Annotated in this window: 25 protein-coding genes and 1 pseudogene; 11 read left to right on the top strand and 15 right to left on the bottom strand. The window is 71.2% G+C overall.

Going from position 1 to position 26,820, the window contains the following annotated elements:
- The first annotated feature begins 139 nt into the window (after positions 1–139).
- The 3 genes from ACIA77_RS20380 to ACIA77_RS20370 all read left to right on the top strand — a co-directional run bounded on the left by ACIA77_RS20380 (position 140) and on the right by ACIA77_RS20370 (position 3,422).
- Complete coding sequence (locus ACIA77_RS20380) at positions 140–1,315, top strand: chromosome segregation protein (RefSeq protein ID WP_395887593.1); 1,176 nt, start codon at positions 140–142, stop codon at positions 1,313–1,315.
- Positions 1,316–1,862: 547 nt separating this feature from the next.
- Entirely contained in the window at positions 1,863–2,312 is a 450-nt protein-coding gene (locus ACIA77_RS20375) for a universal stress protein (RefSeq protein WP_395887461.1), read from the top strand.
- A 3-nt stretch (positions 2,313–2,315) separates the two neighbouring features.
- Complete coding sequence (locus tag ACIA77_RS20370; protein WP_395887460.1) at positions 2,316–3,422, top strand: adenylate/guanylate cyclase domain-containing protein; 1,107 nt, start codon at positions 2,316–2,318, stop codon at positions 3,420–3,422.
- A 1-nt stretch (position 3,423) separates the two neighbouring features.
- Here ACIA77_RS20370 and paaE read toward each other — a convergent pair whose 3' ends face one another.
- The 6 genes from paaE to paaZ are packed head-to-tail and all read right to left on the bottom strand — an operon-like array spanning position 3,424 to position 9,116.
- Positions 3,424–4,500, bottom strand: a complete 1,077-nt coding sequence (gene paaE / locus ACIA77_RS20365) for a 1,2-phenylacetyl-CoA epoxidase subunit PaaE (RefSeq protein ID WP_395887459.1) — start codon at positions 4,498–4,500, stop codon at positions 3,424–3,426.
- Position 4,501: 1 nt separating this feature from the next.
- Positions 4,502–5,008 (bottom strand): 1,2-phenylacetyl-CoA epoxidase subunit PaaD, encoded by a 507-nt coding sequence (gene paaD, locus ACIA77_RS20360; protein ID WP_395887458.1) that lies wholly within the window; start codon positions 5,006–5,008, stop codon positions 4,502–4,504.
- Positions 5,002–5,859: a 1,2-phenylacetyl-CoA epoxidase subunit PaaC gene (gene paaC, locus ACIA77_RS20355; protein ID WP_395887457.1), complete on the bottom strand. Its 858-nt coding sequence runs from the start codon at positions 5,857–5,859 to the stop codon at positions 5,002–5,004. Before paaC ends, paaD begins: the two co-directional genes overlap by 7 nt.
- Before the next feature lie 7 nt (positions 5,860–5,866).
- Positions 5,867–6,151 (bottom strand): 1,2-phenylacetyl-CoA epoxidase subunit PaaB, encoded by a 285-nt coding sequence (gene paaB, locus ACIA77_RS20350; protein WP_395887456.1) that lies wholly within the window; start codon positions 6,149–6,151, stop codon positions 5,867–5,869.
- The gene (gene paaA, locus ACIA77_RS20345) at positions 6,148–7,092 is read right to left on the bottom strand and encodes a 1,2-phenylacetyl-CoA epoxidase subunit PaaA (RefSeq protein ID WP_395887455.1); all 945 of its coding nucleotides are present in this window, start codon (positions 7,090–7,092) and stop codon (positions 6,148–6,150) included. The genes paaB and paaA overlap by 4 nt, the downstream gene beginning before the upstream one ends.
- Positions 7,089–9,116, bottom strand: coding sequence for a phenylacetic acid degradation bifunctional protein PaaZ (gene paaZ / locus ACIA77_RS20340; protein ID WP_395887454.1), 2,028 nt, complete (start codon positions 9,114–9,116; stop codon positions 7,089–7,091). Before paaZ ends, paaA begins: the two co-directional genes overlap by 4 nt.
- Positions 9,117–9,331: 215 nt before the next feature.
- Between paaZ and paaI the strand changes: the two genes are divergently transcribed.
- From paaI to ACIA77_RS20325, 3 genes are read left to right on the top strand one after another with little or no spacing between them, the layout of a single operon-like run.
- Complete coding sequence (gene paaI / locus ACIA77_RS20335) at positions 9,332–9,727, top strand: hydroxyphenylacetyl-CoA thioesterase PaaI (RefSeq protein ID WP_395887592.1); 396 nt, start codon at positions 9,332–9,334, stop codon at positions 9,725–9,727.
- Positions 9,724–11,007, top strand: a complete 1,284-nt coding sequence (gene paaK, locus ACIA77_RS20330; protein WP_395887453.1) for a phenylacetate--CoA ligase PaaK — start codon at positions 9,724–9,726, stop codon at positions 11,005–11,007. The genes paaI and paaK overlap by 4 nt, the downstream gene beginning before the upstream one ends.
- A 34-nt stretch (positions 11,008–11,041) precedes the next feature.
- On the top strand, positions 11,042–11,635 hold the full coding sequence (locus ACIA77_RS20325) for a TetR/AcrR family transcriptional regulator (protein WP_395887452.1): 594 nt from the start codon (positions 11,042–11,044) through the stop codon (positions 11,633–11,635).
- 240 nt (positions 11,636–11,875) lie between these two features.
- Here ACIA77_RS20325 and ACIA77_RS20320 read toward each other — a convergent pair whose 3' ends face one another.
- The gene (locus tag ACIA77_RS20320; RefSeq protein ID WP_395887451.1) at positions 11,876–12,193 is read right to left on the bottom strand and encodes a hypothetical protein; all 318 of its coding nucleotides are present in this window, start codon (positions 12,191–12,193) and stop codon (positions 11,876–11,878) included.
- Between the two features lie 195 nt (positions 12,194–12,388).
- Here ACIA77_RS20320 and ACIA77_RS20315 point away from each other — a divergent pair, with 195 nt between their 5' ends.
- Entirely contained in the window at positions 12,389–13,054 is a 666-nt protein-coding gene (locus ACIA77_RS20315; RefSeq protein ID WP_395887450.1) for a TetR/AcrR family transcriptional regulator, read from the top strand.
- Here the strand turns inward: ACIA77_RS20315 and ACIA77_RS20310 are convergent.
- A complete protein-coding gene (locus ACIA77_RS20310) occupies positions 12,981–14,030 on the bottom strand; it encodes an AraC family transcriptional regulator (protein WP_395887449.1) in 1,050 nt (349 codons plus the stop codon). The two genes, ACIA77_RS20315 and ACIA77_RS20310, sit on opposite strands and share 74 nt — an antisense overlap.
- Positions 14,031–14,110: 80 nt before the next feature.
- Here ACIA77_RS20310 and ACIA77_RS20305 point away from each other — a divergent pair, with 80 nt between their 5' ends.
- The 3 genes from ACIA77_RS20305 to ACIA77_RS20295 all read left to right on the top strand — a co-directional run bounded on the left by ACIA77_RS20305 (position 14,111) and on the right by ACIA77_RS20295 (position 18,424).
- Positions 14,111–15,199, top strand: coding sequence for a winged helix DNA-binding domain-containing protein (locus ACIA77_RS20305; RefSeq protein ID WP_395887448.1), 1,089 nt, complete (start codon positions 14,111–14,113; stop codon positions 15,197–15,199).
- 76 nt (positions 15,200–15,275) lie between these two features.
- Positions 15,276–16,736, top strand: a complete 1,461-nt coding sequence (locus ACIA77_RS20300; protein WP_395887447.1) for a flavin-containing monooxygenase — start codon at positions 15,276–15,278, stop codon at positions 16,734–16,736.
- Positions 16,733–18,424, top strand: coding sequence for a GMC oxidoreductase (locus ACIA77_RS20295; protein ID WP_395887445.1), 1,692 nt, complete (start codon positions 16,733–16,735; stop codon positions 18,422–18,424). Before ACIA77_RS20300 ends, ACIA77_RS20295 begins: the two co-directional genes overlap by 4 nt.
- Positions 18,425–18,454: 30 nt before the next feature.
- Here the strand turns inward: ACIA77_RS20295 and ACIA77_RS20290 are convergent, their stop codons facing one another.
- From ACIA77_RS20290 to ACIA77_RS20280, 3 genes and pseudogenes are all read right to left on the bottom strand, one after another.
- Positions 18,455–18,997, bottom strand: a complete 543-nt coding sequence (locus ACIA77_RS20290) for a hypothetical protein (protein ID WP_395887444.1) — start codon at positions 18,995–18,997, stop codon at positions 18,455–18,457.
- A gap of 61 nt (positions 18,998–19,058) precedes the next feature.
- Positions 19,059–19,274: pseudogene (locus tag ACIA77_RS20285) on the bottom strand (hydroxymethylbilane synthase); the annotation flags it as partial.
- Between the two features lie 367 nt (positions 19,275–19,641).
- Positions 19,642–21,108 (bottom strand): chitinase, encoded by a 1,467-nt coding sequence (locus ACIA77_RS20280; RefSeq protein ID WP_395887443.1) that lies wholly within the window; start codon positions 21,106–21,108, stop codon positions 19,642–19,644.
- A 157-nt stretch (positions 21,109–21,265) separates the two neighbouring features.
- Between ACIA77_RS20280 and ACIA77_RS20275 the strand changes: the two genes are divergently transcribed.
- Complete coding sequence (locus tag ACIA77_RS20275; protein ID WP_395887442.1) at positions 21,266–23,668, top strand: Tex family protein; 2,403 nt, start codon at positions 21,266–21,268, stop codon at positions 23,666–23,668.
- A gap of 101 nt (positions 23,669–23,769) precedes the next feature.
- Here the strand turns inward: ACIA77_RS20275 and ACIA77_RS20270 are convergent, their stop codons facing one another.
- From ACIA77_RS20270 to ACIA77_RS20255, 4 genes are all read right to left on the bottom strand, one after another.
- Complete coding sequence (locus ACIA77_RS20270; RefSeq protein WP_395887441.1) at positions 23,770–24,288, bottom strand: GNAT family N-acetyltransferase; 519 nt, start codon at positions 24,286–24,288, stop codon at positions 23,770–23,772.
- Between the two features lie 92 nt (positions 24,289–24,380).
- A complete protein-coding gene (locus ACIA77_RS20265; protein WP_395887440.1) occupies positions 24,381–24,590 on the bottom strand; it encodes a hypothetical protein in 210 nt (69 codons plus the stop codon).
- A 16-nt stretch (positions 24,591–24,606) separates the two neighbouring features.
- Positions 24,607–26,031, bottom strand: coding sequence for an amidase (locus ACIA77_RS20260; RefSeq protein WP_395887439.1), 1,425 nt, complete (start codon positions 26,029–26,031; stop codon positions 24,607–24,609).
- Complete coding sequence (locus ACIA77_RS20255) at positions 26,028–26,762, bottom strand: GntR family transcriptional regulator (RefSeq protein ID WP_395887438.1); 735 nt, start codon at positions 26,760–26,762, stop codon at positions 26,028–26,030. The genes ACIA77_RS20260 and ACIA77_RS20255 overlap by 4 nt, the downstream gene beginning before the upstream one ends.
- Positions 26,763–26,820 lie beyond the last annotated feature (58 nt).

Raw genomic sequence — 26,820 nt, 5'->3', positions numbered from 1 at the left:
TTCGTCGGAGGTCCGAGCCATCGGGCTACTGTGTTCCGCCGCTCGGCGCAGGCTCGTGCGGACAGCCTGGGTGCTCACCCGTCCGTGACCGCGTTGCGACTACGGTAGGGACATGAGCCTTGGCGAGGAACGGGAGCTTGTGCCGCTGGGAGCCGGCTTCGACGTGGCGAAGCGCGGGTACAGCCGAGCGCAGGTCGACGAACATCTGGAACGGCTGGACGCCGACCTGAAGATGCTCACCGGCGACCGCGACGCCGCCATCGCACAGGCGGGCGATCTGGCCCGCCAGCTGGAAATCGCGCGCGGTGAGATCGCCGACCTGCGGGGCCAGGTCGACCGCCTGGCCCAGCCGCCGACGAGCGTCGAAGGCCTGTCCGAGCGCCTGCAGCGCATGCTGCGCCTGGCGCAGGACGAGGCCGCCGACACCCGGGCGCGCGCCGAGGCCGAGGCCGGCCACATCCGCGCCAAGGCGGAGACCGACGCCAGCGCCATGCGCGCCCGTTACGAGCAGCTGCTCACGGAGCTCGACCTGCGGCGCAAGGAGATGGAGGCCGAGCACCGCAAGGTGCTGGAGGACGCCCGCGCCGAGGCCAAGTCGATCACCGACAAGGCCGAAGCCGAGCGCCAGAAGCTCGACGCCGAATCCGAGGCCCGCCGCACGCAGGTCGAAGAGGACTTCGAGATCGCGATGGCCGCGCGCCGCACCGAGGCCATGCGCGTGCTGGCCGAGCAGGAGGCCGCGTCGAAGGCCGAGGCCGAACGCCGCGTGCGCGAAGCGGCCGAAGACGCCGCCGCCATCCGCGCGAAGGTGCTGGAAGAAGAAACAGCGGCCCGCGCCGAGATCGACCGCCGCCAGCGCGAATCCGTGGCCGACGCGAACAAGCGGAAGCAGGACTCGATCACCGAGGCCAACGCCCGCCTCGCCGAAGCCGCCGACGAGGCGCGCCGCCGCGTCCGCACGGCCACCGACGAGTCCAACCGGCGCATCACCCAGGCCAACGAGCGCGTCGAAGCGCTGCGCAACGTCCGCACCAGCCTGGCCGACCAGGTCCGCCAGGCCCGCACCGTGCTCGCCGAAGCCCACCACGTCCTGGGCGAAACGGACACGCACATCCCGGCCGACATCAAGGCCGAGCCGGCACCCGCGAAGACCGCACCGAAGAAGCCGGCGAGCCCTCAGGCCAAGCCCGCCGAGCCGGGCTCGGTCTCGATGCAGGGCGACGTCGAGAAGACCGTCCGCCTCAACACGGCCGACGTGCCGAAGGCAAAGGTCCAGGCCCAGCCCTCCCCGGGCCCGGGCAAACGCAACGACTGACCCTCCGACCGGACCGGCCAGCGGCTTCCCGTAACCGCCGACCGGCGCGGATGTACGGGGAATCCCCAGGGACGCCGGGCTCGCGGCCCGGCGGTGGAAGCACCTCAACCAGTGCTTCCACCCGCGGCGAACAAGTGGGGCCGCCATTCCCGCATGGCACCGGCGGGGTTTCGGCGACGTGACCAGGCCGAACGCGCCACGGGATTCCTCCACGTCGCGTGACTGGGTCCGCCACTGTGGCGAACAGTCGGGCCAATCTCCGCACGGCACTGGCGGGACTTCCGCCGACGCGGCCAGACCGACACGCCGCGGGAGTCCGAGCTGGCCGGACCCGCCACAAAACTCACCCGCCCGGCCGTCGTTTTCGCAAGGCGGAACGGCAGGACGGCACGAGTGTGGCCGGCCCGAAACACACCGCGCCGGCCAGCAAATTCGGCTCGGCGCCCACCGTGCCCGGCGGGACAACCGACTGGCGAGTAACCTTCCCCCGGAACAACCGACAAGAGGGGCGACGCCGCCCCGTTTCGGGATCGCCGGGAGGTTCTGGATGGCTGTCTATCGGACCGTGGTGGTGGGGACGGACGGGTCGGACTCGTCGTTCGCCGCGGTGGATCGGGCGGCCGGGGTGGCCGCGGACGCCGGCGCGAAGCTGGTGGTGGTGTGCGCGTATTACCCCGCCGGCAAGCACGACATCGAGAAAGCCCAGGACGAACTGGGTGACGAGGCGTACCAGGTCGTCGGCTCGGCCCCGGCCGAAGACACGCTCCAGAGCGCCCGCGACCGCGCGGCGAAGGCGGGCGCGGCGGACATCGAGACGGTCGCCGTGAAGGGCGAGCCCGTGGATACGCTGCGGAAGGTCGTGCACGACCGCGGCGCCGACCTGCTCGTGGTCGGCAACCGCGGGCTCAACACGCTGGCCGGGCGCATCCTGGGCTCGGTGCCGGCGGAGGTCGCGCGCAAGTCGGGTGTGGACGTGCTCATCGTGCACACCACCTGAGCCGTGCCCGAGTCCCCCGGCCTGCAGCAGCGCCTCGAGGAACTCCTCCTCGGCGGCCCGAGCAAGTACACGCGCCTCGAAGTCGCCCGGCGAGCCGGCGTGCCCGAGGAACGCTCGCGCCGCCTGTGGCGCGCCCTCGGGTTCGCGACCGCAGCAGACGACGAGGTGGTCTTCACCGACGCCGACGTCGAAGCCATGCGCACGGCCGACAACCTCGTGCAGTCGGGGCTCGTGGCGGGCAACCTCGAAGTCGCGGTCACGCGCGCGCTCGGCCAGCACCTGTCGCGGCTGGCCGAGTGGCAGGTGCACCTGCTGTGGTCGCTGATCACCGACCACCCGGACCTGGCCGGCAACGACCGCCAGGTCACGCGGCTGGTCGAACGCCTCCTGCCCGAACTGGAGCAGGTGCAGAGCTTCGTGTGGCGCCGCCACCTCGCGGCCTACGCGGGGCGCGCCTTCGCGGCCGACGACGACCTCGAAGCGCGCCCGCAGGTCGTCGGCTTCGCCGACATGGTGGGCTACACCAAAATGACCCGCCAGGTCGACGAGGACGAGCTCAGCGCAGTGCTCGACGCGTTCGAATCGCTCGCGGCCGGCATCATCGCCGACCACCGCGGCCGCATCGTGAAGATGATCGGCGACGAGGTCTTCTACGTGACCGACTCCCCCGCGTCCGGCGCCGAGATCGCGCTGACGCTGGCGGAACGCGCGACGGAATCGGACACCCTGCCCGCCGTGCGCGGAGGTCTGGCCTACGGGCAGGTGCTGTCGCGTTTCGGCGACGTCTACGGCTCGGTCGTCAACCTCGCCGCCCGGCTGACGTCCGTCGCCCGGCCCGGCACCGTGCTCGTCGACCGCGCGCTCGCGGCCGAGCTGGCCGACGCGCCGGAGTTCGAGCTGCGCACCCGCCGGCCCGTCGCCGTGCGCGGCTACAACCGGCTGCGCCCGTCAGCCTTGCGGCGCGCCAAGGACCGGCCGTCGGGGATGTTCGCCGCCTCGCAGGAACGCGCGGCCGAGATGATGGGCCTGCCCGAAACGACCCGGGCCGCCGCCGAACCGGACACCCCGGACGACCTCGCCACCGGCCGGCGTCGCCGCCGGCGGCGCTGAGTCACTCGTCGTAGTCCACCGTCACGCGTTCGCTCACCGGGTGCGACTGGCACGTCAGCACGAACCCGGCGTCCACTTCGGACTTCTCCAGCGCGAAGTTGCGCCGCATGTCCACCGCGCCGTCGGTCACGCGGGCGCGGCACGTGCCGCACACGCCACCCTTGCAGGCGAACGGCAGGTCCGGCCGGAACTTCTGCGCACCGTCCAGGATGGACGACTGCCGAGGCAGGCTCATCGTGGTCGAGCGCCCGTCGAGGATCAGCGTGACCTCCGAGGCCGCGCCGGCGATGGCCGGGTCCACGTGCTTCACCGGCTCCGGCGGCACGTCGTCCACGTAGAACAGCTCCTGGTGCACCCGGGACTCCGGCACACCCAGCGCGGCCAGCACTTCCTGCGCGCCCGTGACCAGCCCGAAGGGTCCGCACAGCCAGAAGTGGTCCACGGACTCGACCGGCACGAGCGAACCGAACAGCGCGCGCAGCTTGTCCGCGTCGAGCCGGCCGGTGAACAGCTCGGCCTCGCGGGGTTCGCGCGAGAGCACGTGGATGAGCTCCAGCCGGGCCGGGTACCGGTCCTTGAGGTCGGCCAGCTCGTCGGCGAACATCACGGTGTCCGTGCGCCGGTTGCCGTAGAGCACGGTGACGGTGGCGTCGGGCGTTTCCAGGAGCGACGCGACGATCGACAGCACCGGCGTGATCCCCGAGCCGGCCGCGATGAGCACGTGGTGACCGCCCGCGGCCAGATCCGGTGTGAAGGTCCCCGTCGGTGCCGCGACGTCGACGACGTCGCCGGGACGCACCTCGTTCACCAGCCACGTCGAGAACACGCCGTCCGGCACCAGGCGCACACCGACGCGCGGGCGCCGCCCGGCGGGCGCGCAGATCGAGTACGACCGCCGCTCGTCGCGCCCGTCGACGGTGCGGCGCAGCGTCAGCGACTGGCCCGGGGCGAACGCGAACGTCTCAGCCAGCGCTTCGGGCACGTCGAACGTCACGGCGACCGCGTCGTCGCACAGCCGCTCGACGTCGGCCACCCGCAGGGAGTGGAAGCCGGTGCGCCGGGAAATCGTGCTGGTCAACTCAGATCTCCTTGACGTGTTCGAACGGTTCGAGGCACGCGCGGCAGCGCCGCAGCGCCCGGCACGCGGTGGCGCTGAACCGCGACTGCTCCTCGGTGTCGAGCGAACCGCAGTGCGGGCACGCGATGCGCGACACGGGCGGTGCCAACGTGAGCGGCACCGGTCCGCTCGCGCGCCGCGGCGCCGCGCCCGGCGGCGCGATCCCGGCCGCGGCGAGCTTGCGCCGCCCGTCGGCCGAGATCCAGTCCGACGACCACGCCGGTTCGAGCACCGTGCGGATCTCGACGTCCGCGTAGCCGGCGCCGAGCAGCGCGTGCTCCAGGTCGTCGCGCATGGTGTCCATGGCCGGGCAGCCGGTGTAGGTGGGCGTGATGGCCACCGTCACGCGACCGTCCTCTTCGGACACCGAACGCAGCACGCCGAGGTCGGCGAGCGTGAGCATCGGCAGCTCGGGATCGGTCACGGTCGCGGCCACGGCTTCCGCGCGGGCCGACACGGCGGTCACCATGTCGCGTCCGGCATCGCCCGCGCCACGCTCTGCAGCTGCGCCAGCAGGAAGCCCATCTGCTCCGTGTGGACGCCGTCGCGTCCGGTGCGCCCGGACACGCCGGCCACGGCCCCTGCGGTCGGCCGCTCCAGTGTCGCCGCGGCCAGCACCTGGTCGAGGACGACGTCGAACTCCGGCCGCAGCGTCGCCGCGTCCACCAGCTCCAGCGAGTGCGTCTTGAACAGCTCGTCGACGTACGGCCACACCACGTCGAGGCCCTCCTGCATCCGCTCGTGCGACAACGAAGTGCCGTCACCGAGGCGGACGACCCACTGCGCCGCGTAGTCGCGATGGTAGGCCAGCTCCTTCACACCCTTGGCCGCGATTGCCGCGAGCACCGGATCCACACTGGACTCCAGCTGCTGTAGCAACGCCAGCCGCCAGGTCGAAAACACCAGCAGCCGGGCCATCAGGTGCCCGAAGTGGCCGCCGCCGAGCTCGGCGAGCCGCACGTTGCGGAACTCGTTCTCCGCGCGCAGGAACGCGAGCGTGTCCTCCGAGCGGCCGGTTCCGTCGGCCTTGCCGGCGCGCGCCAGCAGCAGCCGGGCCTGGCCCAGCAGGTCGAGGCCGATGTTGGCGATCGCCACCTCGTCTTCGAGCTCCGGCGCGTTCGTGACCCACTCCTGAAGGCGGTGCGAGAACACCAGCGCGTCGTCGCCCAGCATCAGGCAGTATGCCGCCAAAGTCGAAGCGTCCAGCGAAGAGGGCACCGAAGTGTCCACACCGGACAGCGGGTCGGCGAAGCCCGTACCGAAGGCCCACCGGGCGTCGTTGTCCTCGGTGATGGCCTCGTAGACGTTGTCGAAGGACATCAAGGCCTCACATGTGCGGGACGTTGTCGGGGATGTCGTAGAACGTCGGGTGCCGGTAGACCTTGTCGCCGCTCGGCGCGAAGAACGGGTCCTTCTCGTCCGGCGACGACGCGGTGATGTTGTCAGCGCGAACGACCCAGATCGACACGCCCTCGTTGCGCCGCGTGTACAGGTCACGGGCGTGGTGCAGCGCCATCTGGTCGTCCGCCGCGTGCAGCGAGCCCACGTGCACGTGGTTCAGCCCGCGCTTGCCCCGCACGAACACCTCGTAGAGCGGCCAGTCGTGCTTCATCGCGAAGCCTCCTTCTTCGAAGCATGCGCAACAGCGGCCTCACGAACCCACGCACCGTCGTCATGGGCCTGGCGCCGGTGCTCGACGCGCTGCTTGTTGCACGGACCGTTGCCCTGCAGCACGTTCTTGAACTCGGCCCAGTCGACGGCGCCGAAGTCGTAGTGCTCGCGCTCGGCGTTCCAGCGCAGGTCGGGGTCCGGGAACGTGACGCCCAGCGCCTCCGCCTGCGGCACCGACATGTCGACAAAGCGCTGCCGCAGCTCGTCGTTGGTGTGCCGCTTGATCTTCCACGCCATCGACTGCGCCGTGTTCGGCGATTCGGCGTCGGGCGGGCCGAACATCATCAGCGACGGCCACCACCAGCGGTTCACGGCTTCCTGCACCATCTCCCGCTGCTGCTGCGTGCCGCGCATCATCGTCATCAGCAGCTCGAAGCCCTGCCGCTGGTGGAACGACTCTTCCTTGCAGATGCGGATCATCGCCCGCGCGTACGGCCCGTACGAGCTGCGGCACAGCGGCACCTGGTTGCAGATCGCCGCGCCGTCGACGAGCCAGCCGATCACGCCCACGTCGGCGAAGGTCAGCGTCGGGTAGTTGAAGATCGACGAGTACTTCTGCCGTCCCGAGATCAGCTTGTCGGTGAGGTCCGCGCGGTCGGCGCCGAGCGTGGCCGCCGCCGAGTACAGGTACAGCCCGTGGCCCGCCTCGTCCTGCACCTTCGCGAGCAGGATCGCCTTGCGCCGCAACGAAGGTGCGCGCGTGATCCAGTTGCCCTCCGGCTGCATGCCGATGATCTCCGAGTGCGCGTGCTGCGCGATCTGGCGGACCATCGTCTTGCGGTAGCCCTCGGGCACCCAGTCGCGCGGTTCGATGCGCTGGTCGCGTTCGATGGTGTGCTCGAAGTGGCCCAGCAGGTCCTCTTCGGTGACTGTCGCGGTCACGGCTGCTCCTTCGAGACGAGGGTGAGCACGTCGTACTTCGCCACGGATTCGCCGTTCTGGTTGGTGACGTCGGCGTCCCAGCGGACCTCGCCGTACTCCTGGTCGACGCGCGGGGTGAGCTGCTTCGCGGTGAGCGTGACGGTGAGTGCGTCGCCTTCCTTGACCGGCGTGAGGAACCGCAGGTTCTCGAGGCCGTAGTTGGCGAGCACCGGGCCCGGCTCCGGCGAGACGAACAGGCCCGCGGCGAACGACACGACCAGGTAGCCGTGGGCGACGATCCCGCCGAACAGCGGGTTGGCGGCCGCGGCGGCCTCGTCGGTGTGGGCGTAGAACGTGTCGCCGGTGAACTCGGCGAAGTGGTCGATGTCGGCGCGCGTCACGGTGCGCGGGCCGGCCACCACGGAGTCGCCGACGCGCAGCTCGGCCAGCGACTTGCGGAACGGGTGCTCGCCCTCGACGCGCGGCGCGCCTTCGACCCAGCGGCCGGTGACCGCGGAGAGCACCGTGGGCGAACCCTGCACGGCCGTGCGCTGCAGGTGGTGCAGCACGCCACGGATGCCGCCCATCTCCTCACCACCGCCGGCGCGACCGGGCCCGCCGTGCACGAGCTGCGGCATCGGCGAGCCGTGGCCCGTCGACTCCTTCGCGTCGTCGGCGTCCAGCACGAGCAGCCGGCCGTGGTACGGCGCGACGCCGAGCACGACGGTCCGCGCGAACTCGGGGTCACCCGTCACGATCGAACCGGCGAGCGAGCCACCGCCGCGCGCGGCGAACTCGATGACCTGCTCGATCGAGGTGTAGGGCAGCAGCGTCGACACCGGGCCGAACGCCTCGACCTCGTGCGGCTCCGAGCGCTCCGGGTCGGCCTTCAGCAGCACGGGCGAGAGGAACGCGCCGGTGGACTCGTCGGCCCCGACGACGTCGACGTGCTCCGGGTCGCCGAACACCACGCTGCCGGCGTCGAGCAGCGCCTTCAGCGAGCGGCGGACCTCCTCACGCTGCTCCAGGCTGGCCAGCGCACCCATGCGGACACCCTCGGCGGCCGGGTTGCCGACCACGACCTTGGCGAGCCGCTCGCTCGCCGCCGCGGCGACGTCGTCGAGCATCTCCGCCGGCACGAACGCGCGGCGGATCGCGGTGCACTTCTGCCCCGCCTTCACCGTCATCTCGGTGACGAGCTGCTTCACGAACAGGTCGAACTCCGGTGTGCTCGGGCGCGCGTCGGGCGCGAGGATCGAGCAGTTCAGCGAGTCGGCCTCGGCGTTGAACCGCACGGAGTTGCGGACGACCGCCGGGTGCGCGCGCAGCTTCTGCGCGGTGGACGCGGAACCGGTGAAGGACACGAGGTCCTGCGCGGTCACGTGGTCGAGCAGGTCGCCGACGCCGCCGGCGATGAACTGCAGCGAACCCTCCGGCAGGATCCCGGATTCGATGACGAGCTCGACGAGCTTCGCAGTCAGGTAGGCGGTCTGGCTCGCGGGCTTGACCAGGCTCGGCACCCCGGCGAGGAACGCGGGCGCGAACTTCTCCAGCGGCCCCCACACCGGGAAGTTGAACGCGTTGATCTGGATCGCGACGCCGTGCAGCGGCGTGGCGATGTGCTGCGCGACGAACGTGCCGCCCTTGCTCAGCGGCTCGACGGCGCCGTCGACGTACACGGTGTCGTTGGGCAGCTCGCGCTTGCCCTTCGACGCGTAGCTGAACAGCAAGCCGATGCCGCCGTCGACGTCGAACTTCGAGTCGCCCAGGGTGGCGCCGGTGCGCGCCGACAGCGCATACAGCTCCTCGCGGTGCTCACGCAGGTAGGAGGCGAGCGCCTTCAGCAGCGCCGCGCGCTGGTGGAACGTGAGCTTCCGCAGAGCCGGGCCGCCGACGCGGCGGCCGTAGTCGAGCGCGCCGGCGAAGTCGACACCGGCCGACGACAGGCGGGCGACCTCCTTGCCGGTCGCCGCGTCGTGCAGCGGCACTCCCTCGTCCGTCGCCGTGTGCCAGCCGCCGGAGACGTAGCTGCGGAGCAAAACCATGGGGCCCGACCCTCTCGCCGTGTTGTACACCGAATTACCAACCGGACGTTCAGTAATTCCATCGTAGCCGGTGCGGCGCCTGATCGGAAGTCCCGGTGCTTGACAGGGAACCCGCTGGCCGCCTTTACTTACGGCGGCCGCTGATTTACCGGCCATTCGGTCAGTAACTCACCGGGAGGTCGCCGCCCGTGACGACGCGCAACGCGGCACACGCCATGTTCGACACCGACGAGGCGTCGAAGGGCCTGGGCATCGAGCTCGTGGAGGCCGCCGACGGCCGCGCCGTCGCCACCATGAAGGTGACGGAGTCGATGGTCAACGGCCACGACATCGCCCACGGCGGGTTCGTGTTCCTGCTGGCCGACACCGCGTTCGCCCTCGCGTGCAACACCCACGGGCCGGTCACCGTCGCCTCCGGTGCGGAGATCTCGTTCGTCGCGGCAGGCCGGCTCGGCGACCACCTCGTCGCCACGGCCACCGAGCGCACCCGCTACGGCCGCAACGGCATCTACGACGTCACCGTGCACCGGGACACCCCCGGCGGCCCCGAGGTCGTCGCCGAGTTCCGCGGCCGCAGCCGCGTCATCGAGAAGAGCCGGGAAACCCGATGAAAGACACCGCCGAACGACTGAGCACCGACGAACTCGCCGCCGTCCAGCTCGAGCGCCTGCAGTGGTCGCTGCGCCACGCGTACACCAAGGTGCCCTTCTACACCAAGAAGTTCGACGACGCGGGCGTGCACCCGGACGACTGCAAGGAGCTCGCGGACCTCGCGAAGTTCCCGTTCACCACCAAGGCCGACCTGCGCGACAATTACCCGTTCGGGATGTTCGCCGTGCCGCAGGAGCAAGTCCGGCGGCTGCACGCGTCCAGCGGCACCACGGGCAAGCCGACCGTCGTCGGCTACACCGAGGACGACCTCGACACGTGGGCGACCGTGATGGCGCGCTCGATCCGCGCGGCCGGCGGGCGGCCCGGGCACAAGGTGCACGTGGCCTACGGCTACGGCCTGTTCACCGGCGGGCTCGGCGCGCACTACGGCGCGGAAAAGCTGGGCTGCACCGTGATCCCGGCGTCGGGCGGCATGACCGCGCGGCAGGTGCAGCTGATCACCGACTTCAAGCCCGAGATCATCATGGTCACGCCGTCGTACATGCTGACGCTGCTCGACGAGTTCGAGCGCCAGGGCGTGGACCCGCGAGCGAGCTCGCTCAAGGTCGGCATCTTCGGTGCCGAGCCCTGGACCGAGCAGATGCGCGCGGAGATCGAGGAGCGGTTCGCGCTCGACGCCGTGGACATCTACGGCCTGTCCGAGGTGATGGGGCCGGGTGTCGCGCAGGAGTGCGTGGAGACCAAGGACGGCCTGCACATCTGGGAGGACCACTTCTTCCCCGAGGTGATCGATCCGTTCGGCGAAGAGGTGCTGCCTTCGGGCGCGCAGGGCGAGCTGCTGTTCACCTCGCTGACGAAGCAGGCGCTGCCGATCATCCGCTACCGCACGCGCGACCTCACGCGGCTGATGCCGGGCACCGCGCGGCCGGCGTTCCGGCGCATGGAGAAGGTGACCGGGCGCAGCGACGACCTCATCATCCTGCGCGGGGTGAACGTGTTCCCCACGCAGATCGAGGAGATCGTGCTGCGCGTCGAGGCGCTGAGCCCGCACTTCCAGCTCGTGCGCTCGACGCGCGGGCGGCTCGACCACCTGACCGTGCGCGTCGAGGCCCGCCACGACGCGTCGGCCGACGCGCGCACGGCCGCCGCCGCCGCGTTGATCGCCGGGGTGAAGGACGGCGTCGGCGTGACGGTCGGGGTCGACGTGGTGGATCCGGACACCCTGGAGCGGTCGGTGGGCAAGATGCGCCGGGTCATCGACGAGCGGGACCGGACGTGACCACGGCCGGCGCACTTCCTCCCGCGGAGGCGGCGTGAACACCGCCCCGGCCCGGCGGGGGCGGCCCGGGTACGACCTGGAGTCCTTGCTGCAGGTCGCGGTGAAGCTGTTCAACGAGCGCGGTTACGACGGCACCAGCATGGAGGACCTGTCGCGCAAGCTGGGCATCACGAAGTCCGCGATCTACCACCACGTGCCCAGCAAGGAAGAACTCCTGCGGCTCGCCGTGAACCGGGCGCTGGACGGCTTGTTCGAGATCGCCGCGTCGACCGAAAGCCTCGACGGCCGCGCGATCGACCGCCTGGAACACCTCGTGCGCGGCAGCGTGCTCGTGCTGGCCGACCGGCTGCCGTTCGTGACGCTGCTGCTGCGCGTGCGTGGCAACACGAAGGTCGAACGCGCGGCGCTGGCCCGCCGCCGCGAGTTCGACCACCTGGTGACCGATCTCGTCAAACAGGCCGAAGCCGAGGGCGACGTCCGCCCCGACATCGAGCCGGCGGTCGCCGCGCGCCTGCTGTTCGGCACCGTGAACTCGCTCATCGAGTGGTATCGCCCCCGCCGCGGCTCCTCGGCCGAGGACCTCGCGGACGCCGTCTGCAAGATGGCGTTCGACGGCCTGCGATCCTGACGTCGCGGGGATTTTCGGGAATTTCCCGAGCAGGGATCCGACAATCCCCGCACCCCAGGGCTTTCGCGCCGGATTCCGCGCCGGCGAGCGGAAGTCAAGGCCACACAGGGAACTCTGCCCGAAGGCCGCCGCGGAGGAGACGTTCGCGCAATCGCGAGGTGTGCTGTCACAGCACGAAGACCCGCACCCCCGACTGTCCTGATGTGACACTTCGCGCCGGGAAGTCCCACGGGGCAAGCGTTAATCGCCCGTGGTGCTGTGGGGTGGTTGGTGCGATTGCCAGAGCATGGCGGCGCGCAGTTGCTCGATGAGGACCTCGTCGTCTTCCTCGCTGGGTTCCGCGCCCAGCGGGATCCAGCGTTCGGCCACGAGTTCGCCGTCGGCGAAGTTGCTGATGGCGATGCCGTCGTAGGACATCGTCAAACCCGGGTCCACCGGGCAGTCCCCGGTGCAGTCGGCCGCGCAGGCGGGTTCGTCGACCCACACCTGGCGGCGTTGCAAGCGCACGCTGACCCAGCGCCCGGCGGGCCCCGTCGCGCCGCCCTCCGCATCGCTCATGTGCTCCTACCCCAGCGCCGAGCCCCCAGTCCATCCGTCGCGCGAGGGGGCGGCGTAGTTACCGGCCGGTTATTCCGGTTGGATAACGACAGCGTCCGACCGCCCAAATACCGTCGTGCGCAACACCGAACCACATTCTTTACGCGCAGTAAACAAGTTGTTGACAGCACGACGACCGACGACGAGGCTGACGAGATGAGCACCGGAACCCGGCCCACGCGGCGCCGGCTGGAACCGGCCGAACGCAGGGCCGAGATCCTCGCGGTGGCGCGGCGGCTGTTCGGAGCAGGCAGCTACGCGTCAGTGTCCACTTCGGACATCGCTGCGGCCGCGGGGGTGGCGAGGCCCCTGATCAACCACTACTTCGGCGGCAAGCGCGAGCTGTACCTCGAAGTGGTGCGGCAGATGATGATCGTGCCCGCGCCCGTGGTCGACGCGCTGCCCGACGGACCGGTGCGGCGCCGCCTGGAGGTCGGCATCGAGCGCTGGATCGACGTGGTGGACCGCAACCGCGACGCGTGGCTCACGGCGATCGGCCCCGAGGCCGCGGGCCGCGACCCGGAGATCGAGCGGATCATGCTGGAGGCCGACGACGTCGCGGCCGACCGCGTGCTGGCCGCGGCACTGATGACCGACGTCGGCGAAGGCCGTGAACAGCTGCGCGCGATGATCCGCTCGTACGGCGGGATGTTGCGCGCCGCGTCGCGCGAATGGCTGATCCGCGGGACGTTGGAGCGCGACGAACTGCGGACGTTCCTCGTGGAGTCCATCATGAACCTCCTCGAGGTCACCTACCCGGCCGTGCTCGCGGAGCGGACCGCCGCGCGTAGGCCGCCGGTGTCATCCCCGTCCAGCGCTTGAACGCGTAGATGAAACTCGACGCCTCGGCGTAACCCAGCCGCAGCGCGACGTCCTCCACGGACAGCGCACCGGTGTCGAGCAGTTCCTCGGCGAGGGTCTGCCGAACTTCGTCCACGAGCTGCCGGTACCCCGTGCCGGCTTCGGTGAGCCGGCGGCGCAGCGTCCGCGGGCTCACGGCGAGCTGGCGCGCGACCTCCGCCATGCCGGCGTCGACGCCGCCGAGGCGCACCAGGCGTTCCCGCACCAGCTGCGAGATGCCGGACCGCTCGCGGCTGCGCGCCACGAGCGCGTCGCACTGGGCCGCGCACAGCGCCACGGTCTGCTCGTTGGCCTGCGGCAGCGGCATCGTCAGCAGCGCGGGGTCGAAGCTCGCCCGGTTCCGGTCGGCGCCGAACCGCGGCGCGACGCCGAATATGTCCACATAGGACTTCACCGACGCCGGCGCCGGGAACCCGAACTCCAGGCCCCGCACGGAGATCTCCGGCAGCAGGTCCTTCATCACCGTGTGGATCGCCGCCAGGTCCCGCAGCACGAGGAACCGCGCGACGTCGGCCGGCACTCGAGAATCGTCCAGGACCAAGCCGATCCCGCGGCTGTCGAGCTCCACGTGCGGGATGGAGAACGTGAAGCTCAGGTCGAGGTAGCGCAGCGCGAACAGCATCGCGTCGCGCATCGTCGGGCTGCTGATGCACGCGAAGCCGAAGATGCCGAACGTCGTCACGCGGTAGCGCCGGCCCAGCTCCAGCGCGAGGTCGTCGCCACCGCCGGTGTGCGCGACGAGCGCCCGCACCACGGCCAGCTCCTGCCGCGCGTCCACCTGCTTCTCGGGGCCGGTGAGCGCTTCGCGCGGGGTGCCGGCCAGCAGTTTCTCCGCGGGCACTCCGTGGTCCTCGGCGAACCCGAGCATGAGCAGCACGCTCGCGGTGCCGCGCGGGAAGTCCCAGTCGCGGACCGCGGGGGCCGCCAGCTCTGCCATGGCCGGAATTATCGATCAGGGGCCGCGGCCCGCGCCTCTCGAGGGCCGGAACTGTCCGCGGTGCTGGCTACGCTCACCTCATGAAGCTCAGCCGGCGCGCCCTCAACCGCGCGACGCTCGACCGCCAGCTGCTCCTGCGCCGGGTGAACCTGTCCGCACTCGAAGCCGTCGAGCACCTCGCCGGATTGCAGGCGCAGGCGCCGTTCCCGCCGTACTACGCGCTCTGGACGCGCCTGCACGGCTTCCGGCCCGAGGACCTGGCGAAGCTGCTGATCGAGCGCGAAGTGGTGCGGCTCGTGCTGATGCGCGGCACCGTGCACCTCGTGACGGCGGCCGACGCGCTGGCCTGGCGCCCGCTCGTGCAGCCCGTGATGGACCGCGACCTCAAGACGAACACCCAGCACGCCGCGCTCGTGGCCGGGCTGGACCACGGCGCGGTCGCCGACGAGGCGCGCGCCCTGCTCGCGCAGCGCCCGCACACGAGCGGTCAGCTGGGCACCGCGCTCGCGCAGCGGTGGCCCGAGCGGCCCGGCGGCTCGCTGATGCACCTGGTGCGCTGTCTCCTGCCGCTGGTGCAGATCCCGCCGCGCGGGGTCTGGGGCCGGGCCGGGCAGCCGACGTACCAGGTCGCCGACACCTGGCTCGCCGGTACTTCGGCCGTGCCGTCGCTGGCACAGCTCGTGCGGCGCTACCTCAAGGCGTTCGGCCCGGCGTCGGTCGCCGACGTGCAGACGTGGTCCGGGCTCACGAAGCTCGGTGAAGTCGTCGAAAGCATGGACCTGCGCACGTACCTCGACGACGCCGGCCGGACGCTCTACGACCTGCCCGAGGCCACGCTGCCCGGCGAGGACGTGCCGGCACCGCCGCGGCTGCTGGCCCCGTTCGAGCAGCCGATCCTGTCCTACGCCGACCGCACGCGTGTGATCTCCGACGAGCACCGCAAGCGCGTGATCTCGCAGAACGGCATCGTGAAGGGCACGGTGCTGGCCGGCGGGTACGTGAAAGGCTATTGGGAGGTCGAGACCGCGCGCGAACGGGCGACGGTCGTGCTCACGCCGTTCGAACGGCTGCCGAAGCGCGACGTGTCCGCGCTGGAGAGCGCCGGGCGCCGGCTGCTCAAGTGGGCCGAACCCGAAGCCGAGCACGACGTCCGGCTGAACCCCGCCTGACCACTGGCCGGAATTCTCGATTCTCTGACCGTTCGTGTCCTTCCGCCACGGCGAACCGGTCGGTAACTTCCTGGGGATGGGTGACACGCCAAGGACGCCGTCGGTGCTGATCGTCGGCACCGGGTTCGGCGGGGTCGGCACGGCCATCGAGCTGAAGCGGGCCGGCTTCCACGACTTCACGATCCTCGAGCGCGCGGGCGAGCCCGGCGGGGTGTGGCGCGAAAACACCTACCCCGGCGCGGCGTGCGACATCCCGTCGCCGCTGTACTCGTTCTCCTACGCGCCCAATCCCCGGTGGCCGAAGCGGTTCTCGATGCAGCCGGACATCCACGCGTACCTCAAGCGCGTGATCGCCGACCACGACCTCGGAACCCACATCCGCTACGGGCGCGAGGTCACGGCCGCGACGTTCGACCAGGGCCGCTGGCGCGTCGAGACCGCGGGCGGCGAGACGTACGAAGCCGACGTGTTCGTGCCGGCCGTCGGGCAGCTGTCGCGCCCGGTGCTGCCGGACATCCCGGGCCGCGACAGCTTCGAGGGCGTCGCCTTCCACTCGGCGACGTGGAACCACGAAGCGGACCTGGCCGGCAAGCGCGTCGCCGTGATCGGCACCGGCGCGAGCGCGATCCAGTTCGTGCCCCCGCTGCAGAAGCAGGCCGCGAAGCTCACGATCTTCCAGCGCACCGCGCCGTACGTCATGGCGAAGAAGGACACGCGCTACGCCCGCTGGCAGAAGCGGCTGTTCGAAACCCTCCCGGCGACCCAGCTGCTCGGCCGGCTGCGGATCTTCCTGCTGGCCGAGTACGCGACGTACGCGATGACGCGCCACCCCGTGCTGGCCAGGCTCTTCGAGCTGCGCACGGCCCAGCTGCGGCACCGGCACATCAAGGACCCGGCGCTGCGGCGCAAGCTCAAGCCCCACTACCCGTTGGGCTGCAAGCGGATCCTGTTCACCAACGACTACCTGCCCGCACTGGCGCAGCCGAATGTCGACGTCGAGACCGGCCGCATCCGCGAGATCACCCCGCACGGCGTGCGCACCGAAGACGGCGTGGAGCACGAAGCCGACGTGCTCGTGTACGGCACGGGGTTCAACGCCACCGACTTCCTCGGTTCGATGAAGGTGCTGGGCCTCGACGGGCGCACCCTCGACGACGCGTGGCGCGGCGGCGCGCGGGCGTACCTGGGGATGACGGTGCCCGGATTTCCGAACCTGTTCTGCGTCTACGGCCCCAACACCAACCTCGGCGCGGGCTCCATCATCTACATGATCGAACGGCAGGCGCGCTACATCCGCCAGGCCGTGGAGCAGCTCGCGCGCCCGGGAGTGTCCTACTTGGACGTTCGCCCGGAGGTCGAGGAGCGCTACGACCGCGAGGTGCAGAAACGGCTGGGCCACAGCGTGTGGAGCGCGTGCACGAGCTGGTACCGGCAGGCCGACGGGCGCGTGAGCACCAACTGGCCCGGCCTGGTGACGGAGTACGACCGCAGGACCCGGGTCCTCGACCCGGCCGACTTCCGGGTGGTGGGTTCGTGAACACCGACTACGACGTGCTGGTGATCGGCTCCGGCTTCGGCGGCAGCGTCACGGCGTTGCGGCTGCAGGAGAAGGGTTACCGCGTCGGCGTGCTGGAGAGCGGGCGGCGCTTCGCCGACGACGAGTTCGCCAAGACGTCCTGGCGGCTGCGGAAGTACCTGTGGGCGCCGAAGCTCGGCCTGTACGGCATCCAGCGGCTGACGTTGCTCAAGAACACGTTCGTGATGAGCGGCACCGGCGTCGGCGGCGGTTCGCTGGTCTACGCGAACACGCTGTACGAGCCGCCGGACGCGTTCTACCGCGACCGGCAGTGGGCGCACATCACGGACTGGAAGGACGAGCTGGCGCCCTACTACGACCAGGCCAAGCGGATGCTGGGCGTGGTCGAGAACCCGCTGACGACGCCCGCCGACGAGGTGCTGCGCGAGGTCGCCGACGACATGGGCATCGGGCACACCTACCACCGCACCCCCGTCGGCGTGTACTTCGGCGCGCGGCCCGGCGAGGAGTCACCCGACCCGTTCTTCGGTGGCGCCGGTCCCGCCCGCCGCGCCTGCACGCACTGCGGCGAGTGCATGACCGGCTGCCGCGTCGGGGCCAAGAACACGACCGTGAAGAACTACCTGTACCTCGCCGAGCGGGCGGGTGCCGTCGTGCACCCGCTGACGACGGCCGTCTCGGTGCGTCCGGTGGCCGGCGGGTACGCGGTCGACACGGAGCGCACGGGCCGGTGGGTGCGCAAGGGCCGCCGGACGTTCACCGCGCGGCAAGTGGTGTTTTCCGCCGCCGCGCTCGGGACGCAGCGGCTGTTGCACAAGTTGCGCGACGACGGGACGTTGCCGGGGTTGTCCCCGCGGCTGGGGGTGCTGGCGCGCACGAACTCCGAGGCCGTGCTCGCCGCGCGGTCGCTGCGCAAGGACACCGACTACACGCGCGGGGTCGCGATCACGTCGTCCATCCACCCCGACGCGGTCACCCACGTCGAGCCGGTGCGCTACGGCAAGGGCAGCAACGTGATGGGCCTGATGGCCACGGTCCTCGTCGACGCGGTTCCGGGGAAACGGCGGTGGGCGCTGGGCTTGCGGGAACTGGCGCGCCGCTGGCGCGACCTGCCGCGCCTGCACAACCCGCGGCACTGGTCGGAGCGGATGATCGGCCTGCTGGTCATGCAGACGCTCGACAACTCCGTGACCACGTACACCAAGCGCGGTCTCTTCGGCCGGCGCATGACCACCCGCCAGGGCACCGGCGAACCGAGCCCCGACTGGATCCCCGCGGGCCACGAGGTCACCCGCCGCGTGGCCGCCAAGATCGGCGGCCTGCCCCAGGGCGCCTGGACCGACCTGGCCAACACCCCCATCACCGGCCACTTCATCGGCGGCTGCACCATCGGCGACTCCCCCGGCACCGGCGTCGTCGACCCGTACCACCGCGTCCACGGCTACCCGAGCCTCCACATCGTCGACGGCTCCACGATCTCCGCCAACCTGGGCGTCAACCCGTCCCTCACCATCACCGCCCAGGCCGAACGCGCCCTGGCCCTCTGGCCCAACAACGGCGACGCCGACCCCCGCCCGGCTCCGGGCGAGCCGTACCGGCGGGTGGCTCCGGTCGCCCCGCGCCACCCGGCAGTACCCCCTACCGCCCCCGGCGCGTTGCGGTTGCCGATCGTCGACGTTCGGGGGTGATCGTCTCTTCGGGCGCGTTCCCGGGCGTGGTCAGTGGGGAATGGCGTCGACGATGGCGCGGGCTCCCCGGCGCAGGAGGTCGGAGCCGACCAAGGACCCGAGGGCTGCGGGGTCGTCGGGGACGCCCTCGTGGCGAGAGTCGAGCCACCACGTGCAGTCGAGGGTGAACGCCTTGCCTTGCAACGAGAGCCGGCCGGTGGGCTCGGTCGTGCAGACGCCGGCGATCGGGCTGTTGCAGTGCCCTTGGAGTGCGTGGAGCATGGCGCGTTCGGCGTCGGCCTGGCGGTGGGTGCCGGGGTCGTCGAGGTGGCCGGCGAGGTCGAGCAGTTCGGTGTCGTCGGCGCGGGCGACGAGAGCGACGATCCCCGCGCCGACGGGCGGGCACATGGTCGCGACCGGCAGGATTTCGGTGATGCGGTGCTGCCGGCCGACCCGCACGAGCCCCGGCACGGCGGCGACGAGCACGTCGAAGTGCCCTTCGTCGAGGCGGGCCAGCCGGGTGTTGACGTTGCCGCGCAAGGGTTTCACGGTCAGCTGCGGGTAGTGCAACCGCAACTGCGCGGTGCGGCGCACCCGCGCTGGTGCCGACGACGGCGCCCGGTTTCTGTTCGCCGAGAGGCCTGCCGTCGCGGGTGATGACAGCGTCGCGGACGTCATCACGGGTGGGGTGGCCCGCGAGCGCGAGGCCGTCGGCGATCGGGACGTCGCCGGGGATGTCCTTGAGGCAGTGAACGGCCAGGTCGGCTTCGCCGCGCAACAGTTCGGCGTCGATCTCCTTGACGAACGCGCCTTTTCCGCCGAGTTCCGCGAGGTCGCCCAGCCACCGGTCGCCAGCCGACGTGACCTTCACCAGTTCGGTGGCGACGCCGAACGGAGCCCGGTCCGCGACGACCTTTCGGCTTGAGCCAGAGCCATCGGGGAGGTTGGGGTGGCGATCCGGACTGTGCGCGAGCTCGGCGTGCCGACCACCCCATCGCCGCCCCGCGGACCGCCCGCAGCATGACGCACTGCCGATCGTCGACTCGCCAAAGACGGTCTGACCAGCGGATTCAACAACCCCTCAACAGGTTCACCTACCGGCGCACGGCAGGCTTACCCCCGGCACGTGGTCACCCCCCTCTGAGCACGTGCACTGGGGGTGTCTTGAAAGGAACTCCCGCGACGACGCCCTCCCCTGCCGTCGCGGGAGTCCTTCCAAGGTCTGTCCGGAACACCTCCTAAGGCAGGTTCGCGAGCCCGCCTCCGACGGTGTTCGCGAACGCGTACCCGGCGGTCGCGTCCCAGTTGATCGACCAGGTCATGGCGCCGCGGATCGCCGGGTACGTCGCCGAGGGCTTGAAGCCCGCGCAGCCGGTGCCGCGGGCCAGGCAGTTCAGCGCCGAAACCACGTTGGCCGGTGATTGGTAGCCGCCGCCCGCCGCCGAGCCCGAGGCGGGCAGGCCGAGGGCCACCTGGTCCGGGCGCAGGCCGCCCTGGAGCTGGATGCACGCGAGCGCCGTGAGGAAGTCGACGGTGCCCTGGGCGTAGACCTGGCCGTTGCAGCCGAGCATGGTGCCCGAGTTGTAGTACTGCATGTTGACGACCGTCAGGATGTCCTTGACGTTCAGCGCGAGCTGGAAGTAGCCGCCCTGCGTGGACTGCATGTCGATCGTCTGCGGGGCCATCGTGATGATCGAGCCGCCGCCGGAGTGGATGCTGCGCAGGGCCTGCCCCATGTAGGTGGGGTTGACGCCGTTTTCGAGGTCGATGTCCACGCCGTCGAAGCCGTAGGTCGAGATCAGCTGCTTCACGGAGTTGGCGAAGTTCGTCGCCGACGCCGAATCGCTCACGCTGATCGTGCCGTTCTGGCCGCCGACGGAGATGATCACCTTCTGGCCGCGCGAGTGCAGCGTCTTCACGTCGGCGCGGAACTGCGCGTCGGTGTAGCCGCCGAGCTGCGCGGACAGGCCGGAATCGAGCGTGAAGCTCACGGCACCCGGCGTGCCGGTGGCGTCGGCGAAGGCCACGGCGACGACGTTGTAGCTCTTCGGCACGTCGGCGAGCCGCAGGGCCTTCGCGCCGTTGAAGAAGTTCTGCCAGTAGCCCGTGAGCACGTGCTTCGCGAGGTCACCGACGACCGGCGGCTGCGAAGTGGTCGGCGTCGTGGACGCAGTCGTCGGGGTGGTCGGGGTCGTCGGCGGCGGGGTGCCCGGGCCGTCGAGGTTCACGTCGTCGGCCAGGTACGCCGGCTGCCCGTACCAGCCGTGCAAGTAGACGGTGACGCTGGTCGACGCTTCCGTGGTGAAGTCGAGCGACAGCTGGCTCCAGCCGCTCGTGCCGGGCGTCCACGTGCTGCTGTCGGCGCCGCCGGTGCCGGACACGCCCAGGTAGACGTAGCTGCCCTGCACCCACGCCGAGAGCCGGTACGCGGTGTTGGGCTTCACCGGCACCTGCTGGGCGCACTGGGCGGTGTCCGACGACGACGGCGCGGCGCTCAGCGCGTTGCTCCCGCTGTGGGCACCGCTCGACACGACGGACGCGGAGCCGCTGCAGGTCCAGCCCGCGAGGCTACCGCTCTCGAAGCCGGGGTTGGCCAGGATGTTGGCCGCCGAAGCGCTGCCTCCGACGGCGAGGGTGATACCGAGGCACGCGGCCACGGTGGCGACCAGCGAACCGAGCGCCAGTCTGGATTTCCGAGGGGACACGGTGGGGACCTCCACACAAGAGTGAAGTACGTCACCACAAAGTGGACTAGACCAATCTCGGTGTCAAGGAACGGTTCGACAGGCCCATACGAAAGTCGCGGTGCCCCGGACGGCAGAATGCTCGCCACGGGACACCGAGAAGGATCAGGAGCCTGTTGTGAGCGTGCAGTCGGTCGAGGAGCGCATCGCCGGAGAGCTGGGGGTGCGCGAAGGGCAGGTCAAGGCGGCCGTCGACCTCCTCGACGGGGGGTCGACCGTGCCGTTCATCGCCCGATACCGCAAAGAGGTCACGGGCATGCTCGACGACGCGCAGCTGCGCACGCTCGAAGAGCGCCTGCGCTACCTGCGCGAGCTCGACGAGCGCCGCGTGGCCGTGCTGGAGTCGATCCGGAGCCAGGGCAAGCTCGACGAAGCCCTCGAAGCCCAGATCATCGCCGCGGACACGAAGTCGCGGCTCGAGGACATCTACCTGCCCTACAAGCCCAAGCGGCGGACGAAGGCGCAGATCGCCCGCGAGGCGGGACTGGAGCCGCTGGCCGACGGGCTGCTGAGCGACCCGTCGACCGACCCGCAGGCGGCCGCCGCGGTGTTCGTCGACGCGGACAAGGGCGTCGCCGACGCGCAGGCCGCGCTCGACGGCGCGCGGTCCATCCTCGTGGAGCGCTTCGCCGAGGACGCCGACCTCATCGGCGAGCTGCGCGAGAAGATGTGGGGCGAGGGCCACCTCGCGTCGAAGGTCCGCGCCGGCAAGGAGACCGACGGCGCCAAGTTCGCCGACTACTTCGAGTTCTCCGAGCCGTACACGAAGCTCCCCTCGCACCGCATCCTCGCGATGCTGCGCGGCGAGAAGGAGGAGATCCTCGACCTGTCGATGGAACCCGAGGAGCCGCGGGCCGAAGACGCGGAGCCGCGCGTCGGGCCGACGGACTACGAGATGCGGATCGCGCAGCAGTTCGGGATCAAGCAGGAGGGCCGCCCGGCCGACAAGTGGCTCGGCGACACCGTGCGCTGGGCCTGGCGCACGAAGATCCTCCTGCACCTGGGCATCGACCTGCGGATGCGGCTGCGCCAGGCAGCCGAGGACGACGCCGTGCGCGTGTTCGCGGCCAACCTGCGCGACCTGCTGCTGGCCGCCCCGGCCGGCACGCGCGCGACGATGGGCCTCGACCCGGGCTTCCGCACCGGTGTGAAGGTGGCCGTGGTCGACGCGACCGGCAAGGTCGTCGACACGCACGTGATCTACCCGCACCAGCCGGCGAACAAGTGGGACCAGTCGATCGCCGAGCTGGCCGCGCTCGCCGCCAAGCACGACGTCGAGCTGATCTCGATCGGCAACGGCACGGCATCGCGCGAGACCGACAAGCTGGCGGTCGAGCTGATCAAGAAGCACCCGGACCTCAAGCTGACGAAGGCCGTGGTCAGCGAGGCGGGCGCCTCGGTGTACTCGGCGTCGGCGTTCGCGTCGCAGGAGCTGCCGGGCATGGACGTGTCGCTGCGCGGTGCCGTCTCGATCGCGCGCCGGCTGCAGGACCCGCTGGCCGAGCTCGTGAAGATCGACCCCAAGTCGATCGGCGTCGGGCAGTACCAGCACGACCTGTCCGAGGTGTCGCTGTCGCGCTCGCTCGACGCGGTGGTGGAGGACTGCGTGAACGCCGTGGGCGTCGACGTGAACACCGCGTCCGCTCCCCTGCTCACGCGCGTCTCGGGCATCACCACGTCGCTGGCGGAGAACATCGTCGCCCACCGCGACACCAACGGTCCGTTCACCACGCGCACGGCGCTCAAGGAGGTCGCCCGGCTCGGGCCGAAGGCGTTCGAGCAGTGCGCGGGCTTCCTGCGCATCCCGGACGGCGACGACCCGCTCGACTCGTCCGCCGTGCACCCCGAGGCCTACCCCGTGGTGCGGCGGATCCTCGACAGCACCGGCTCGGGCATCCGCGAGCTGATCGGCAACGCGCGCACGCTTCAGGCGCTCAAGCCCGCCGAGTTCGTCGACGAGACCTTCGGGCTCCCGACCGTCACCGACATCCTGACCGAACTCGAGAAGCCCGGCCGCGACCCGCGCCCGGCCTTCAAGACGGCGACGTTCGCCGAAGGCGTGGACAAGATCGGCGACCTCAAGCCGGGCATGCGCCTGGAGGGCGTGGTCACCAACGTGGCGGCCTTCGGCGCGTTCATCGACGTCGGCGTGCACCAGGACGGCCTCGCCCACGTGTCGGCCCTGTCGAAGAACTTCGTGAAGGACCCGCGCGACGTCGTGAAGCCGGGTGACATCGTGAAGGTCAAGGTGCTCGACGTCGACGTGCCCCGCAAGCGGATCTCGCTGACGCTGCGCCTGGACGACGAGCCGGGCGCCTCGTCGCAGGACCGCCGCGGCGGTGGCGGCGGCCGCGACCGCGGCCAGGGCGGCGGTGGCGGTCAGGGTGGCGGCGGCCAGCGGCGCGGCGGCCAGCAGCAGAACCGCGGCGGCAAGGGCCGCGGCGGCCAGCAACAGGGTGGCGGCAACTTCGGCGGCGGCGCCATGGCCGACGCCCTGCGCCGCGCCGGGTTCGGCAAGTAGGACGCAGGCGAAACGGGCCTCTGCACGCCGCGCACCGGGTGGCAGAGGCCCGTTTCCCGGTTACGGCCCCCTTCTGGGTCGTGCGGAACAACGGTTCGAAGTCATCGGCCGGCGCCCCGGCGCCATCGGATCTCGCCTTCGTGCCGTTCATCGCTCGGTGTGAGCCCGGCGGCCGTGGCGACGGCAGCGGATGCCCGGTGTTCGGGGTGGATGTGGGCGATGACGGTGAGCACTGCCTGCCGGTCGAGCGAGGCGATGAGACCTCGGGTCGCTTCTGTGGCGATGCCCCTTCCCTGCCACGGAGTCCCCACCACCCAGGCGAGCTCGGCGACGGGGCCGTGGCCGGCGCAGCTGACTGTCGCCTGGACGGTGCCCGTCAGGCAAGACTCGCCGCGGTGGCGGATCACCCAGTTCAACCAGGACACGCCCGGGTCGGGAGAGCCTGCGGTCAGGCGCCGGTAGCGCGAGCGCAACGCTCCGGGCGTGTCCGGCGTGCCGCCGATGAAGGTGTGCAGAGCCGGATCGGCCAGCACCGCGGCCATCTCGTCGGCGTGCTCGACGTGCAGCGGAAGGAGGTCGAGCCGTTGGGTGCGGATGGCCTGGGCCGCGAAGGTGCTCACGCTGCGAGTCTGCCGCGTGCGAAGCGAAGGGGAAACAGGCCTCTGCCGCACGGTGAACGCCCGCCGGCAGAGGCCCGATTCCGTGATCGCGGCTACGAAGCCCAGTCTTCCACGGTCGACTCGGCGCGGAACCGCAGCGCCGGTTCGGCGTAGCGGGCGGCAGGCACCGCGTAGAGCGCGTCCAATCCGGACCGCTGCGCGGGATAAGCCGCCGCGTAGCGCGCCAGTTCCGCTTCACTCGCCGGCAAACCCGCGGCGCCGAGCATCCGCCGCACGGCGTCGGTGGTGTCTACTTCGGACATTCCGATTCCCTTCGGGTCAGGCTGCCGCGGCGGTCGCGGCGAGTTCCGGAGTGCGCAGGTGCCAGTCGGTCGCACGCTGGAACGCAGCGCCGGCGCGGAGCACGGTCGCCTCGTCGAACGCGCGCCCCGCGAGCTGCATCGAGAGCGGCAGCCCAGCGGCGGTGAAGCCCATCGGCACGGCCAGGACGGGGTTGCCCACGGAGTCCCAGTACGGGGTGAAGACCACCGAGAACAGCGCGCCGACGTCGACGGTGCCGTCGGCCCCCACCAGGCTGTCGAACGCCGGGGCACCGACCGCGGCCGTCGGGCTGACCACCACGTCGACCGTGTGGAACAGCCGGCCGATCGCGTCCTGCGCGACCCGCCGCACCCGTTGTGCCTGCACGTAGTCCGCGCCGGACGCCGTGGCGCCGAGGGCGAGCATCGCGCGGGTCGCGACGAAGTAGTCGTCCCAGCGCTTCGTGAGGTCCGCCCGGTGGTACGCGAGCGCCTCGCAGCTCATGGTGACCAGGTCCGCGGTGATCATCTCCTGCCAGTACGGCAGCTCCACCTCGACGAGCTGCGCGCCCTGCGCTGCGAGCTCGGCCACCGCGGATTCGAACACCCCGGCCAGCGCCGGGTCCGCCTCCGCCGGGAAGTGGTGCTGCCGGACCACGCCGATCCGGAGCCCGGCCAGATCACCGCCGAGCTCGGGCGCGGCGAACGGCGGGTCCACGCAGTCGGGGTCGCTCGGGTGCGATCCCGCGATGACTTGCAGCACGGCGGCGCAGTCCTCGGCGCTGCGCGCGAGCGGCCCGATGTGGTCGAGGCTGTACCCGAGCGGCACGCACCCCGACTTCGGCACCCGGCCGAAGGTCGGCATCAGCCCGCTCACCCCGCAGAACGCCGCCGGGATGCGGATGCTGCCCGCGGTGTCGGTGCCGAGGCCGGCGAGGAACATGCCCGCCGCCACCCCGCTGCCGGTCCCCGAGCTGGACCCGCCGGGCCACGTCGCGGCGTCCCACGGGTTGCGCGGCACCGGGAACGGCTTCGTCGCGTCGGGCATTCCGCACGCGAACTCCATCGTGGTCGTCTTCCCGGTGATCACCGCACCGGCGGCCTTGAGCCGCGCGACGACCGGCGCGTCCTTGCCCTGGCCCCACAACCGGTCCAGCACGAGGCTCTGCGCGGTCGTCGGGCCTTCCGCCATCGCGAGGATGTCCTTGACACCGAAGGGAATGCCGTGCAGTGGGCCGCGGTCGAGGCCGCGGGCCAGCTCGGCGTCCGCGACCGCGGCGCGTTCGCGGGCGTAGTCGTCGAAGCGGGTGAGGTAGGTGCCGACCTCCGCATCACACGCGTCGGCACGGGCGATCGCCGCCTCAGTGAGCCCGGCGGAGGTCACAGTGCCCTCGCGCAGGGCGGTGGCGGCGCCGGTCAGCGTCGTGGGGTCGATCGAGCTCATCGAAGTTCCTCCAGGGCGGGAGTGCGGGTGCCGCGCGAAACGAACCGGAAGCGGTCCGCGCGGGTGTGGACGAAAGCGAGGTCGAACAGCCGGCCCCGCGGGTCGGCGAAGGTCTGCTCCACGGCGAGTACGGGCGCGCCCGGCGGGACGCCGAGCACCGCCGCGGTCAGCGGGTCCGCGGTCTCGGCGCCGATCACGAACTCGGAGGAGCCCAACTCGACCCCGGCGTCGGCCAGCAGCGCGTACCAGTCCGTGACGAACGGGCAGTCGCGCAGCTTCTCCGCCTCTGGGAACAGCGCGTAATTCGTGGCCAACCACAACGGTTCCTCCTCGTGCAGCGCCACGTATTCGAGGCGCAAGCACGGGGTTCCGGCCGTGACGCCGAGGCGGTCCGCGGCGACCGCGGGCAGCGCGACCACGGACCGGTCGAGCACTCGCGGCCGCGTGCGGCGGTTGAGCAGGCTCGCCTGCGAGGGCGCCGCTGCCCCGTGTGCCTCGGTGATCCCGGTGCTCACCGGGCGCGCGACGGCGTGGGTGCCGACACCCTGCGTCCGCTCGATCAGCCCTTCGGCACGGAGCAGTGCGAGAGCCTCGCGCACGGTCGCGCGGGACACCCCGTGGGCGGCCTTCAGCTCGGCCTCCGCGGGCAGCAGCCCGTCGGGGAAACGGCCGCCCTGCACCGCCGAGCGCAGCAGATCCCGCAGTCTGCGCACGTCGTCCGCCCTGTTCACCGGGCTCCTCACGCCGCCGGACCGTAGGCACCGGAGATTGCCCGCCGGAGTCCCCGGT

The sequence above is a fragment of the Amycolatopsis sp. NPDC051903 genome (assembly GCF_044452505.1).
In the GTDB taxonomy this organism is placed as follows: domain Bacteria; phylum Actinomycetota; class Actinomycetes; order Mycobacteriales; family Pseudonocardiaceae; genus Amycolatopsis.
This window is presented reverse-complemented; position numbering and strand designations above follow the sequence as displayed.